This window comes from Microterricola viridarii (assembly GCF_001542775.1).
Classification (GTDB): Bacteria; Actinomycetota; Actinomycetes; order Actinomycetales; family Microbacteriaceae; genus Microterricola; species Microterricola viridarii_A.
Genome location: NZ_CP014145.1, coordinates 1455838 through 1468300, shown reverse-complemented (window position 1 = coordinate 1468300; position 12463 = coordinate 1455838). Strand labels below are relative to the sequence as shown.

Annotated in this window: 14 protein-coding genes; 7 read left to right on the top strand and 7 right to left on the bottom strand. The window is 65.6% G+C overall.

Going from position 1 to position 12463, the window contains the following annotated elements; genetic code table 11:
• Nucleotides 1–15 precede the first annotated feature (15 nt).
• The 5 genes from AWU67_RS06745 (at nucleotide 16) to AWU67_RS06730 (ending at nucleotide 4209) form a co-directional block, all read left to right on the top strand.
• Nucleotides 16–600: an RNA polymerase sigma factor gene (locus AWU67_RS06745; RefSeq protein ID WP_067227296.1), complete on the top strand. Its 585-nt coding sequence runs from the start codon at nucleotides 16–18 to the stop codon at nucleotides 598–600.
• 74 nt (nucleotides 601–674) lie between these two features.
• Nucleotides 675–1247 carry an Asp23/Gls24 family envelope stress response protein gene (locus AWU67_RS06740; protein ID WP_234407378.1) on the top strand — a complete coding sequence of 191 codons (573 nt, stop codon included), beginning with the start codon at nucleotides 675–677 and terminating at the stop codon, nucleotides 1245–1247.
• An 875-nt stretch (nucleotides 1248–2122) separates the two neighbouring features.
• Complete coding sequence (locus AWU67_RS06735) at nucleotides 2123–3118, top strand: NADP-dependent oxidoreductase (protein WP_067227295.1); 996 nt, start codon at nucleotides 2123–2125, stop codon at nucleotides 3116–3118.
• 192 nt (nucleotides 3119–3310) lie between these two features.
• Nucleotides 3311–3574, top strand: a complete 264-nt coding sequence (locus AWU67_RS17970) for an alpha/beta hydrolase (RefSeq protein ID WP_335339040.1) — start codon at nucleotides 3311–3313, stop codon at nucleotides 3572–3574.
• Nucleotides 3575–3606: 32 nt separating this feature from the next.
• A complete protein-coding gene (locus tag AWU67_RS06730; RefSeq protein WP_067227294.1) occupies nucleotides 3607–4209 on the top strand; it encodes a TetR/AcrR family transcriptional regulator in 603 nt (200 codons plus the stop codon).
• A gap of 14 nt (nucleotides 4210–4223) precedes the next feature.
• On the opposite strand, the gene AWU67_RS06725 is transcribed toward AWU67_RS06730, so the two are convergent.
• Together AWU67_RS06725 and AWU67_RS06720 are read right to left on the bottom strand one after the other, a co-directional pair.
• Nucleotides 4224–5570 (bottom strand): replication-associated recombination protein A, encoded by a 1347-nt coding sequence (locus tag AWU67_RS06725; protein WP_067227293.1) that lies wholly within the window; start codon nucleotides 5568–5570, stop codon nucleotides 4224–4226.
• Nucleotides 5571–5664: 94 nt separating this feature from the next.
• Nucleotides 5665–6048, bottom strand: coding sequence for an MmcQ/YjbR family DNA-binding protein (locus AWU67_RS06720; protein WP_067227292.1), 384 nt, complete (start codon nucleotides 6046–6048; stop codon nucleotides 5665–5667).
• A gap of 158 nt (nucleotides 6049–6206) precedes the next feature.
• On the opposite strand from AWU67_RS06720, the gene AWU67_RS06715 reads away from it, so the two are divergent.
• The gene (locus AWU67_RS06715; protein ID WP_082716817.1) at nucleotides 6207–6701 is read left to right on the top strand and encodes a DUF1801 domain-containing protein; all 495 of its coding nucleotides are present in this window, start codon (nucleotides 6207–6209) and stop codon (nucleotides 6699–6701) included.
• Between the two features lie 153 nt (nucleotides 6702–6854).
• Here the strand turns inward: AWU67_RS06715 and AWU67_RS06710 are convergent, their stop codons facing one another.
• The 5 genes from AWU67_RS06710 to AWU67_RS06690 all read right to left on the bottom strand — a co-directional run bounded on the left by AWU67_RS06710 (nucleotide 6855) and on the right by AWU67_RS06690 (nucleotide 11311).
• Nucleotides 6855–7037 carry a hypothetical protein gene (locus AWU67_RS06710; protein WP_199922357.1) on the bottom strand — a complete coding sequence of 61 codons (183 nt, stop codon included), beginning with the start codon at nucleotides 7035–7037 and terminating at the stop codon, nucleotides 6855–6857.
• A 138-nt stretch (nucleotides 7038–7175) separates the two neighbouring features.
• Nucleotides 7176–8531 (bottom strand): dihydrolipoamide acetyltransferase family protein, encoded by a 1356-nt coding sequence (locus tag AWU67_RS06705; protein ID WP_067232268.1) that lies wholly within the window; start codon nucleotides 8529–8531, stop codon nucleotides 7176–7178.
• Nucleotides 8532–8536: 5 nt separating this feature from the next.
• On the bottom strand, nucleotides 8537–9610 hold the full coding sequence (locus tag AWU67_RS06700) for an alpha-ketoacid dehydrogenase subunit beta (RefSeq protein ID WP_082716816.1): 1074 nt from the start codon (nucleotides 9608–9610) through the stop codon (nucleotides 8537–8539).
• Nucleotides 9607–10734 (bottom strand): pyruvate dehydrogenase (acetyl-transferring) E1 component subunit alpha, encoded by a 1128-nt coding sequence (pdhA, locus tag AWU67_RS06695; protein WP_067227289.1) that lies wholly within the window; start codon nucleotides 10732–10734, stop codon nucleotides 9607–9609. Before pdhA ends, AWU67_RS06700 begins: the two co-directional genes overlap by 4 nt.
• A gap of 109 nt (nucleotides 10735–10843) precedes the next feature.
• On the bottom strand, nucleotides 10844–11311 hold the full coding sequence (locus AWU67_RS06690) for an Lrp/AsnC family transcriptional regulator (RefSeq protein WP_067227288.1): 468 nt from the start codon (nucleotides 11309–11311) through the stop codon (nucleotides 10844–10846).
• 169 nt (nucleotides 11312–11480) lie between these two features.
• On the opposite strand from AWU67_RS06690, the gene AWU67_RS06685 reads away from it, so the two are divergent.
• Complete coding sequence (locus AWU67_RS06685) at nucleotides 11481–12326, top strand: DMT family transporter (RefSeq protein ID WP_067227287.1); 846 nt, start codon at nucleotides 11481–11483, stop codon at nucleotides 12324–12326.
• Nucleotides 12327–12463 lie beyond the last annotated feature (137 nt).

Genomic DNA, 12463 nt, shown 5'->3' with positions numbered 1-12463 from the left:
CGATCGGGGGAAGGCATGGCGGAGGCAAGCAGCGCCAGAACAAGCCGGTTCCGAGTCGATCTGAGTTCGGCAAATGACATCACCGTGGCCGGTCGCGCTGCCGACGGAGACCCTCAAGCGTTCGAAGAACTCGTGCGCCGCTATGGCAAGCTCATGCGCTTCGTGGCACGCAGCGTGCTGGGCAGCGATGGCGATGCCGATGACGTTGTCCAAGACGCCTTTGTGAGTGCGTGGCATCGTTTGGATACACTCTCCGACCCTGCTGCTGTGAAACCCTGGCTGATGCGCATTGTCACCCGATGCGCTCTCGACACGCTCCGCAAACAACGCCCCCAAGAACAGCTGGACGAGAATGCGCCCATCATTTCCGACGACGCATCCCCCTCAACGTATGCCGAGCACCGCGCTCTCAATGACGCGATCGCGGTCTCATTACAGGTGCTTCCCACCGAACAACGCCGATGCTGGGTGCTCCGAAATATCTCCGAGTACAGTTACCACGACATTGCCGCAGAGTTGGGCGTTCCCGAATCCACGGTGCGCGGACTTTTGTCCAGGGCAAGGAAACGCATGATCGAAGAAATGGAGGCATGGCGATGACACCCCGCGTCCCGGACTCCTCCTCCGCCACGATCCCCGCCCACGCAAACTCTCTTGTCCCGCCAGGGTCCGACTTGGACGGGCACACCATCGACGAGCTGAGCGATTACCTCGATTCTGGGCGACAACCGCGAGTCGCCGCCATTGAGAACTCTCCCGACTGTCAACTTGCCCTCGCGGGCCTTGCTCGGTTGCACCGATTGACGCTGGAGCAGGTCGAAGCGGACGTCGAGCGCGAACCGGCACCCACTGACTCGTGGGTGCAATCCATCATGAACAGGATCGCACTGGAGGCCAACGCCGGGCGCGACATCCCCATCAGTTACAGCGATCCACAGGCTGTACTATCGCTGAGCGAGGGAGCCGTGCGCGGAATCATCCGCGGAGCCGGCGATCATGTTCAGGGAGTAATCGTCGGTCGCTGCCGCCTCGATGGCGACGTCACCCTCCTCGGCGAACCGATCACCATCCGCGTCGAAATGAGCGTCGCGTGGGGCGAAAACATCCCCGCCGCCGCAAGTCAACTCCGACAAACGATCGCCGACGAACTCCACAAACACACCGAAATCACCATCCAAGCGATAGACATCACGGTCAACGACGTTCGGGTGGCCCCCCGCGCCGCAGTTTCGACGATCGAGGCATGATGACAGTCACGGCTGACCGCGACGCATCTTCTCTCGCAGAGCACCTGAGCTCACTCGTCGCCGCGCATCCAGATGTAATCCGCGTCTACTCCACACACTCCACACCTAGTGATCTCATTTCCCGCGCCATCACTGTCATCACGCCTTCCCACACACCCCCACCAGTCCGAGTATCCGAGACCTCTGCCGGCACGACCATCACGGTCCTCGTCGGAGTGAGCAGTGAGCGAGCCGCGACCGACATCTGCCGCGAGATCTACGGGGACGTAGCGAATGAGGCCGCCAGCGCAGGTCTGACTGCGCCCGTGTCGATCTCCATCACGATCGCAAGCATCGACTGACTCGCCAGCGCGGCAGAGCCTGATTCATTGGCAACTTCAGGGAGGCCACGACGATCGGCAAGAGCCGAAAAGGGCTCCACCTGAAAATGCGTTCGCAGCCACTGTCCGCATGGTGATCGTGTGGCGAACCTCGCGGCACAGTTTTCACCTGCCGGGCTCGACAAGCCAACAAGGGGGAACATTGGGGAAGAGCCCTCTGCAGTGGTTTCTCCCAATCCGAAGGGTCGAGACGCCTAGGAGGTAGCAGTTGCGACGACGGCGGTCAGGGCGCGTTCAGCCCGGCGCCGCACACAATCAGCACAAGCCAGATGTGTTGACATCGCACCGCTTCAGCGAAGCAACGCTGACACACTCCTGCGCATGGCTCGTGTGAGATGCCCCGAACACCGGGTTCTGTTTTTGAGGACGCTCATAATTGAGTAGACTCAAATATCTCGCTGGAAGCCGCCGCGCATAGCTCTCAGGCAGGCCTGCCGAGCGGCGCGTCCCGCTAGCAAGACGACCGAATGCGACAGCAGAAGGAGCACCAGCATCATGAAAGCTTTTGTCATCAGCGAGTACAAGGGTCCGCTGCATCTCGCGGAGGTCACCGAGCCCTCGGTGGGCGAGCACGACGTGCTGGTGCGCGTGCAGGCCGCGGGGCTGAATCAGCTGGATGAGAAGATCCGCCTGGGTGAGTTCAAGCAGATCCTGCCCTACAAGATGCCGCTCACACTCGGTCACGACGTCGCCGGCACCGTGATTCGCGTCGGCGAAAAGGTGAGCGAGTTCAAAGCAGGCGACGAGGTGTATTCCCGACCCGGCAAGAAGCACATCGGCACGTTCGCCGAGCGCATCGCGATCCCCGATTCCGAACTCGCGCCGAAGCCGACGTCGATCAGCATGGATGAGGCCGGATCGCTGCCGCTGGTGGCACTCACCGCATGGCAGGCCCTCGTGGAGCGCGGCGCGGTGAAGCCGGGGCAGAAGGTGCTCATTCACGCGGGCGCCGGTGGGGTCGGCGGGGTCGCGATCCAGCTTGCCAAGCACCTCGGCGCGAGCGTCGCCACGACAGCGAGCGCCGCCAACGCAGAGTTCGTGCGCGGGCTCGGCGCCGATACCGTCATCGACTATCGCAGTGAGGACTTCGAGCAGATGCTCAGCGGTTACGATCTGGTGTTGGACAGCCTGGGCGGGGAGAACCTCGAGAAGTCGTTGCGTGTGCTGCGGCCAGGTGGCAAAGCCATTGGGATCTCGGGTCCTCCGGATCCTGCGTTCGCCCGTGGGGCCGGCCTGAATCCAGTGCTGCGTCTGGCCATCGCAGCGCTCAGCAGCAAGATCCGCAAACAGGCGAAGAAGCTCGGCGTCACATACGAATTCTTGTTCATGCACGCTAGCGGCGAGCAGCTCCGTCAGATCACCGAGCTCGTCGACGCCGGCACTCTGCGCCCGATCGTGGGTGAGGTGTTCTCCTTCGACGAGACTCCTCACGCCCTACAGATGCTGGCCGCGGGAAGCATCCGCGGCAAAGCCGTAATTCACACCTCCTGAATAGATGGGCGCCGACATCCACGAGCTCGATGCGATGACCTACTCGACTGTGCCCACCCGTTTCATCACTGCTGAGGGCACGAGGTTCGCATACCGGGAGCTGGGCCGCAGGGCGGAACTCCCGTGGTGTTCTTCGCGCACACCTTCATTCGCGCGCTCGGGTATGACCGCATCGACGGATTCGGGCTTTCGATGGGAGGCATGATCGCCCAGGGCCTCGTCGTCAAGCATCCCGAGCTGGTGCGGAAACTCATTCTGGCTGGCACGGGGCCACGCGGTGGCGCGGGCATCGACAAGGTTGCCGGAACCACGTACCGGGACACGCTCCGCGCCGGTCCGATACGAAGGAGTTTCACTTCTTCGCTCGCTGAGCGCAAAGCAGGCCGTCAGCGGCCTCATGGGAGAATGAGCCGAGGCACATCCGGGCCACGCAGCACTGACTCAGCCCAGAGCTGAGTCGAGTCAGAGTCAATTTCGAAGGACGTGCCATGGCTGTCGTCTCTCGGCCGATCGGTCGACGCGAGCGCAACAAGCAGGAAAAGCTCGACCGCATCACGACGGCCGCTCGCGAGCTCTTCGCCGAGCGCGGCGTTGACGACGTCACCACCCAGGAGATCGCCGATAAGGCGGATGTCGGTGCCGGCACTGTGTTCGTCTACGCAAAGACCAAGGGGGAGCTGCTTCTCCTCGTGCAGAACGCGGGCTACGCACAGGCGCTTGTCGAGGGGACGTCCGCCGCCGAGGCGATCTCGGATCCGCTGGAGGCCGTCATGTCGATCGTGCGCCCGGTTGTGGAGTGCAACCGCACCCAGATCGAGAACGGTCGAACCTACCTGCGGGAGGTCGTTTTCGGCGACCCCGAGGAGCCACACCATCGGCACGCCCTCGCGCTCACGATTCAGACGGAGCAGGCGATTTCGCACGTGCTGCAGCGTGACCAGCGTGTGGAGCCCGCCCGGGCTGCCAGTCTCGCACACGTCGTGTCTGCGGTGATGTTCCTCAGCCTGGCTTCTACTGCCAATGCCCAGGCCACGGTCGACGACATCGTCGCCGAGATCACAGGCCACCTTCAGGCTCTCTTGCCCCTCTGAGGGCGATCGGGGCCTCAGTCTGAGCGAGGCCCTCGTTCGGTGCCGTCGCGGTTCGCCCGGGCGTCGGCTCGCAAGCGGTCCCAGTAGGCGAGTCGCTCTGCGATCGCCTTCTCATACCCGTTTCGAGTGGGTTCGTAGAAGCGTTCTTGTGGCAGCTCGTCTGGAAAGTAGGACTGGCCGGAAAACCCGTCGGCGGTGTCGGGGTCGTATTGGTAATCCTTGCCGTAGCCGAGCTGCTTCATGAGCTTGGTGGGTGCGTTGAGGATGTGAGCCGGCGGCATGAGCGACCCGGACTGTTTCGCGGCGCGCATCGCGCGATTCATTCCCCGATACACAGCGATTGATTTCGGGGCCGTCGCGAGGTACACGACCGCCTGCGCGATGGCGAGCTCGCCTTCCGGCGAACCCAGACGTTCGTAGACATCCCACGCGGCGAGTGCCTGGTGCACGGCCTGCGGGTCGGCGATGCCGATGTCTTCATTCGCGAACCGCACGAGCCGCCGTGCAATGAATAGCGGATCTTCACCGCCATCGAGCATTCGCGCCAACCAGTACAACGCCGCGTCAGGGTCAGAGCCGCGCATCGCCTTGTGGAGGGCGGAGATCAGGTTGTAGTGGCCCTCCTGCGACTTGTCGTACAGCGGGGCGCGCTTCTGCACCATCGTGGCGAGCGCCACCGTGTCAAGCGGTCGCTGACCCTTGGGCAGGGCCAGGAGTTGCTCGGCGAGGTTCAGGAGGTAGCGGCCGTCGCCGTCCGCCATTGCAATCAACGCGTCGACCGCCGAAGGATCCAAAGGAAGACTGCGCCCGGTGAGCTTCTCGGCGCGCACGATGAGCGTGCGCAGCGCTGCAGCATCCAGGCGCTGGAGGACGAACACTTGGCACCGCGAGAGGAGTGCGCCGTTGAGTTCGAAGCTCGGGTTCTCGGTCGTCGCTCCGATGAGCACGATCGTGCCGTCCTCGACATACGGCAGGAACGAGTCCTGCTGCGCGCGGTTGAACCGGTGGATCTCATCGACGAAAAGCAGGGTGCCCTGCCCGATCTCTCGGCGCTTGGCGGCAGCGGAGAAAACCTTGCGCAGATCGGCCACGCCGGAGAACGTGGCCGAGAGCGGTTCGAACGTCAGACCGGTGCGTTCGGCCAGGAGCCTGGCGATGGTGGTCTTTCCGCATCCGGGCGGGCCCCACAGGATGGCTGAGACGAGCTTTCCCTGGCCGATCATGCGCCCCAGTGGCGCGTCGGGGCCGAGGAGTTGTTCTTGCCCGACGATGTCTTCAAGCGTGTCGGGGCGGAGCCGATCGGCGAGGGGGCGGCTTTCGTCGTCGATCTCGAACAGCGAGGCCGGTTCGTTTGCGCTCATCCCTGCCTTCCTCTCCTTCTGTAAAGGTCGTTTCTCTGGACGTCGTGGGCATGCCCCCGGGCTGATTCATCCGACATGAGGATCACGGTGATCCTCATGGGTGCCGGCCGTAGGTGGCGGGGTCGACCGGGCGGAGCCGCTTCGGGAGGGTTTCGACTACCAGGAGGTACGACTCGGTGACCAGTTCATCCACGAGTTGGGGGTCGATGTTCCCGCCGGGGTGGATCGTGATCCAGTGCTTCTTGTTCATGTGGTAGCCCGGCGTGATGTCCGGGTGGGCCTCGCGAAGCGCCCGCCCGTCGTCGGGCGTTGCTTTCAGGATCACGATCCCCTCTCCGGCGAGCACGGTGTGCAGCATGAAAACTTTGTCGCGGACCTTCCAGACTTCCCAGCCTTCGCCGAACGGGTGCGTCAGTTCGGCGCCGGGGAGCTCCTCGGCACGAGTGGCAGCCCTCTCAGGCACTGATGCGGGTTCCATATCGCTCCTCCGTCTTGCTCGGTGTGCCTGCAATGCTACGCACCACCACGGACATCCACAGAACTGGCGAACGATGTCGTCGAAGAGCACGTTGGCCCGATCGAGCCCGGTGCGCCAAGTCGGCCACGGGGGCCTGCGTGAGGACTAAAATCTCTGCCATGACGAACAGGGAAATCGGCAAGAACGAGGGTGCGCAGCCGTCGGCCCGCCCTGCCACTGGCGTCGACGGAACCTGGACGCTGCCGGAGGCCATGACCGGCAGGGCCAGCCCCGCGAAAGCGGCGGTCGGCGACAAACCGGTCTTCGCCTACATCGCCAGCCTGCCGCAGCCGCAGCGCGGCATCGCCGAAGCGGTCGATGCGCTGGCATCCCAGACCTTGCCCGAGCTCCGGCGCTCCGTCAAGTGGGGTATGTCGTACTACGGCGTCGGCGACGGATGGTGTTTTTGTTGCGGTGGCTTCGCTGGCCACGTCAAGCTCATGTTCGTGAATGGAGCGGCGCTGGAGCCGGTGCCACCGGTGACACCGGTGGGCATGGGCAAGTCGACACGGGGAGTGGAGCTTGAGTCGGTGGACGACATCGACGAGCGCCAGATCGCGGCGTGGATGCGGCAGGTCACCTCTGTGCCGGGTGTCGGCGGCAAGAAGAGTTGAGCCCGGTGCCAGCTGAGCTGTGACCAGCGCTGCACCGCCGCAGGGCGTTCTCACCCGGCGTGGTCATCGCGTGCGGCCGAACCGCCCCGTCATCAGGTGGTCGCCAGCCGAGGTCGACGCCTGCCCGCTCGCCGTCCTGCAGCACGTTCTCGATCATCGTGGTGAACGCGTCGCGCCAGGCGGCGCGATCTTCATCACGACGTCGCGCCCATCGCGCAGGCGCAATCGAGAGGCGACGTTGAACCAGCCATGCCCGAGCTCGGTGGCGAAATCGTCGTCGACAGGCACGAGGTCAGCGCCGTACGCCCGCTCGATCATGGCCAGCAGCGTTGCCACGGACTGTCGGTTCTTGGTGCTGCTCTCCACCGCGAGGCTTCTCCTTCTGAACCTGCCGCGAACCCGAGCGATGGCGAGGCTTTCGGCCCATCAGCAAGAACCTACAATCGGGACGCTCCGATCGAGCCGAGGCCGGCGTCAGACGTTGCCCAGGAGGAGCAGCGGCTCCTCGACGCAACGTGCCACAAAGGTGAGGAAACCGGAGGCCACATCGCCGTCACAGACCCGGTGGTCGAAGACGAAGGAGAGCTGCATGACGGAGCGCACCGCGAGCTGGTGGTCGACGACCCAGGGACGCTCGATCACGCGGCCGATGCCCAGCATCCCCACCTCGGGGTGGTTGATGATCGGCGTCGACCCGTCGACGCCGAACCCGCCGTAGTTGTTGAGGGTGAATGTGCCCCCGGCGAGCGCCGCGGGGCGGAAGTCGCCCCTCTCACTCGTGGCCACCACAGCGGCGATGGCATCGCGCAATTCACGCGTGCTCATGGCGTGCGCATCGTGCACCACGGGCACCATGAGCCCGCGCGGTGTCTGTGCGGCGAGCCCGAGGTTGATGCGCCGGTGCTGGATGATCTCCGCGCCGTCTTCGCTTACCGACGCGTTGAGAATGGGGTACTGCAGGAGCCCCGCCACCACGAAACGGGCGATCAGTGCGGTGATGCTGAACCGCTCACCGGTCGATCGCTGCAGCCGATCCTTCGCGTTGAACAGCTCGGTGGCGTCGACGTCGAGCCAGATCGTGACTTCGGGGATGATGCGCCGCGATTCGCTGAGCCGCGTGGCCACCAGCTTGCGCAGCCCGGTCACCGGAATGCGCAGGTCGTCGTCGAGCACGGATGACGGGGCCATGCCGGCCGGGCCGGCCGTGCGCGCCGCAATGGCGGACTCCACATCAGAACGCACGACGAGGGAGGCGAGTCCGGTGCCGAGCAGGTGGCTGGCGTCGAAGCCGTTGTCCTTGGCCAGCTTGCGGGCGATCGGTGAGACGACGGGGGAGTTGCGCACAGGATCGAGCAGACCAAGGCCCGAGGTTGAATCCGCCGAGATTGCGTTCCCGCCGCCACGCCCGAACCGGCCGCCCGCAGGGCGTTGCAACCGCACCGTCGACTCTTTCGTTCCGTATCCCACGAGCACGGCACCAGAACTGGTCGCCTCGGGCTCGACAGTGCCGCGGAGGGCGGTGCCCGGCACCACGTCCGCGGGCGCCGGAGCGACCGGGGGCACACTCTCGGGCACGACCGTGATGAGCGGCGCACCCTTCTGCACGATATCGCCGGCCGCACCGTGCAGCGTCTGCACGCGCCCGCCGTACGGCGACGGCAACTCGACGACCGACTTGGCGGACTCCACCTCGACGACGACCTGGTCGATTGCGATGATGTCGCCGGGGGAGACCAGCCAGGTCACGATCTCGGCCTCGGTCAGGCCTTCTCCCAAGTCGGGCAGCAGGAAATCGGAAGCGCGCGCGCCGGCGGCAACGGTGGTAGGCACGGTGTTCACCACTCCCAGGTGTCGAGGGCGGCGAGCACACGCTCGGCGGTTGGCAGGTAGTGCTCCTCGAGCTTCGGCGAGGGGAACGGGATGTCGAAGCCGGTGATGCGCAGCACGGGCGCCGCGAGGTGGAAGAACTGGCGTTCGGTGACGCGAGCGGCGACCTCGGCCCCGTAGCCGCCGAACTGGGCGGCCTCATGGATGACCGCGGCTCGCGAGGTCTTGCGCACGGACGCACCCACGGTCTCGTCATCGAAGGGCGAGAGTGAGCGCAGATCGACCACTTCGACCGAGAGGCCCTCCTCGGCGCCGAGCTCGGCGGCGTGCAGGGCGGTCTTCACCGTCGGGCCGTAGGCGAGCAGCGTCACGTCGGTGCCTGCGCGCAACACGACCGCTCGGGTCATCGGCGCGGTGTGCACGGGCAGCTCCACGGCGTCTTTGGCCCAGTAGCGACTCTTCGGCTCGAGAAAGATCACCGGGTCGTCGCTCTCAATGGCCTCGCGCAACATCGAGTAGGCGTCGGCCGGGTTCGATGGGCTGACGACGGTCAGCCCGGGCGTGTGCGTCCAGTACGCCTCCGAGGAGTCGGAGTGGTGCTCGACGCCACCGATTCCGCCGGCATACGGGATGCGGATGACGATCGGCAGCGTCACGCGCCCCTTGGTGCGGTTGCGCATCTTCGCCAGGTGCGAGGTGATCTGCTCGAACGCCGGGTAGCTGAACGCGTCGAACTGCATCTCGATGACCGGGCGCAGCCCGTACATCGCCATGCCGATCGCGGTGCCGACGATCCCGGACTCGGCTAGGGGCGAGTCCCACACGCGGTCCTCCCCAAACTCGGCATGCAGGGCATCCGTGATTCTGAAGACGCCGCCGAGCGGGCCCACGTCTTCTCCGAAGACCACCACGTTCGAATCTGCGGCGAGGGCGTCGCGCAGCGCAGCGTTGAGGGCGCCCGCGATGCTGACGGCGGGCGCGGGAGAAAGGATGGCCGGGGCGGCACGTTCAGCGCTGGCGTGGCTCGTGCTGATGCCTGCGGTTCTGGCGTCGCCGGTTCTGATCTCATCGAGGAGTGTCATGCGGCTCCTGCCTCTCGGGTGTCGGTGTGCGCGAGCTCGTTCGCGAGAAACGCGCGCTGCTCGAGCAAGGCTGGTCGTGCGGCGGAGTACACGTGGTCGAAGACCTCGAGCGGATCGAGCACGGGGGTTTCGTTCATGGCGTCACGCGTCGCGGTCGCGAGCGCCTCCGCCTCGGCGGCAATGCTCGCGCGCACCGCGGTGGTGAGCGCGCCCGCCCTGTCGAGGTGCTTCTCCACCCGGTCGATCGGGTCATGGTCGAGCCACCCTGCGGTCTCGCTCGTCTCGCGGTACCTGGTCGGGTCGTCGGAATTGGTGTGGGCCTCCATGCGGTAGGTCAGGCCTTCGATGAGTGTCGGGCCGTGGCCTGCGCGCGCCCGTTCGACGGCCGCCGTGACCACGGCGTACATGGCGGCGACGTCGTTTCCGTCGACGTAGTATCCCGGCATGCCGTAGCCGATCGCCCGGTCGGCCAACGTTCTGGCCCGCGACTGCTTCGAGTACGGCACGCTGATCGCGTACTGGTTGTTCTGGATGACGAACACGACGGGCGCCTGCCAGACCGACGCGAAGTTGAACGCCTCGTGCGCGTCGCCCTCACTGGTCGAGCCGTCGCCCAGAAACGTCAGAGCCACGGTGTCGTCCTGCTTGAGTTTCGCGGCCGTGGCCAGCCCGACGGCATGCAGCGCCTGCGTGGCCAGCGGGGTCGACTGCGGTGAGATGCGGTGCGCGTGCGGGTCGAACCCCGTGTGCCAGTCTCCGCGGAAGAACGAGAGGATCTCGACCGGGCTCACACCTCTGGTCAGCAACGCGATGGTGTCGCGGTAGGTCGGAAAGAGCCAGTCCTGCTGCGCGAGCGCCGCGACGGAGGCGATCTCGCAGGCCTCCTGGCCGAGCGCCGATGGGTACGTGGCGAGGCGGCCTTGTCGGGTCAGCGCGGTGACCTGGGCCTCGAAGCGCCGGGCCAGCACCATGCGACGGTACAGCGAGAGGAGGGTGTCTGTGTCCGGCATCCGGAACCCGGCGGTCTGGGTGCCCGTCACCGCGCGACCCGTTTCGTCGATCAGGCGGATCGGTTTGTGCGTCGGAAGCGTGGGTGGCGCAGGCACCAGAACGTCATTGCTCATGAGGCAATGTTGCTCACGCACGCGTTCTGAAGCCATGGCGCCGCACGAGCTCAGGACGGATGGCACCCCGTCGCGAGAGCCACGAGCCTTTCGGCTCTTTTGTGGCGACCTAGACGGGCCAAACGTCCGGCGCCGAACCGGGCGTCGTTCCCACTCGTTCGTCGAGGACCAGGTGCGAACGCGTCGAGACAACGCCCGGCATGGAGTGAATCTGCGACAGGATGACGGCACTGAGCTGTTCGTTGTCTTGTGCGCTGACGGTCAGCACGAAATCCACATCACCGCTGACCGACTGCACGCGCTCCACGAAAGGCAGCGCGGCGAGCGCCGCAGCCATCGTCGGCCAGGGGACGTTGCCGATCTTCACAATGACGAGCGCCGTCACGTTCAGGCCGAGGGCCTTGCGGTCGACCTGGGCGGCAAAGCTCGTCAGCACGCCATCGGCTATGAGGCGCTGCACGCGAGCGTGTGCGGCCGTGCGCGAGATATGGACGCGTTCGGCAATTGTTCGGACGGAGAGCCGTGCGTCGACGCTCAACTCGGCGATGATGGCGCGGTCAATCCTGTCGACAGTCATCTCATCACCATATCGGCAGGTTCGCGCTCGTCGAGCCGTCGCACGGGCCCTGACCGGTACGTCTGTTCTTCCGCATCGGATTGTCGGTGCGAGAGAAAATTCGCACTTGATCCCACTCGCAGTCCGCCGCAGTATTGCGACAGCGTGCGTGTGGAAGGGGTGAGGATTCGTGGGCGCTCTGCTGGCTCTTGTCGCCGCGGTCGCATACGGGGTGTCGGACTTCGTTGCGGGCGTCGCCAGTCGTCGCGCGTCGGCGGTGGGGGTGACCGCTGTGACGCTCTTCATTGAGCTCCTGGCCAATCTGCTGGCCCTTGCCTTCTTCCACGGGAGCGGGCCAGTCCTGGAGCCGCTGCTCTGGGGTGCGCTCAGCGGGGTGGGAAGCGCCGTCGGAACCTTGGCGCTCTACCACGGCTTCGCCGTCGGTCGGATCAGCGTCGTCGCCACGCTCTCGGGCGTGCTGACCGTGGTCATTCCCGCGATCACGGGGCTCCTGCTCGGCAATCAGCTCTCCCCGCTCGCCCTGGTGGGGATCATCGTTGCGATACCCGCCATCGGCCTGGTGTCGTGGAACAGCGGAACGCGAGAAGACGGTCGGAAGAGCGGTGCGCTGTTCGGGGTGATCGCGGGAGTGTCTTTCTCCCTGCTCTTCATCGCGCTGGAACGGGCGGGTACCGGTTCGGGGGCGTGGCCTCTCGTCTGCGGGCAGGCCGTCGCCTGCGCACTGATCGCGCCAGTGGTCATCCGCGGTCTGCGTGCAGGCAGCCGGCCGCGGGGTTCCGCCTTGCTGCTCTCCGTCATCGTCGGGCTCACCGGTGCCGCCGCCGGGTTGGCCTACCTGCTGGCGACGGGGTTCGGGCAACTCGCTGTCGTGGCTGTGCTCACCTCGATGTATCCGGCGGTCACCGTTCTGCTCGCGCGTGTGCTCCTGCACGAGACCTGGTCCCGCCTCCAAGCCCTCGGACTCATCACGTCGGCCATCGCGGTCGTCATGGTCGGCACGAGCGGATCCCCATGATGCGGGCTGCACGGTGTGGTTGGCGGCGAGCGCCGTGTCCTCCGTCCTCGTGAATGCGATCGTCTCGCTCCTCCGCCACGACAATTGTGAGCCGTCACGGCCCGTGATTCGCAGTCGCTTTCTGAAGTCCGGTAGGG

Bases quoted from the DNA above. Each gene is read 5' to 3' on its own strand.
- AWU67_RS06690 (WP_067227288.1), bottom strand. From the start codon at position 11,311: ATGACTGTCGACAGGATTGACCGCGCCATCATCGCCGAGTTGAGCGTC.
- AWU67_RS06745 (WP_067227296.1), top strand. From the start codon at position 16: ATGGCGGAGGCAAGCAGCGCCAGAACAAGCCGGTTCCGAGTCGATCTG.
- AWU67_RS06730 (WP_067227294.1), top strand. From the start codon at position 3,607: ATGGCTGTCGTCTCTCGGCCGATCGGTCGACGCGAGCGCAACAAGCAG.
- AWU67_RS06700 (WP_082716816.1), bottom strand. From the start codon at position 9,610: ATGACACTCCTCGATGAGATCAGAACCGGCGACGCCAGAACCGCAGGC.
- AWU67_RS06735 (WP_067227295.1), top strand. From the start codon at position 2,123: ATGAAAGCTTTTGTCATCAGCGAGTACAAGGGTCCGCTGCATCTCGCG.
- AWU67_RS06720 (WP_067227292.1), bottom strand. From the start codon at position 6,048: ATGGAACCCGCATCAGTGCCTGAGAGGGCTGCCACTCGTGCCGAGGAG.
- pdhA (WP_067227289.1), bottom strand. From the start codon at position 10,734: ATGAGCAATGACGTTCTGGTGCCTGCGCCACCCACGCTTCCGACGCAC.
- AWU67_RS06715 (WP_082716817.1), top strand. From the start codon at position 6,207: ATGACGAACAGGGAAATCGGCAAGAACGAGGGTGCGCAGCCGTCGGCC.
- AWU67_RS17970 (WP_335339040.1), top strand. From the start codon at position 3,311: ATGGGAGGCATGATCGCCCAGGGCCTCGTCGTCAAGCATCCCGAGCTG.
- AWU67_RS06725 (WP_067227293.1), bottom strand. From the start codon at position 5,570: ATGAGCGCAAACGAACCGGCCTCGCTGTTCGAGATCGACGACGAAAGC.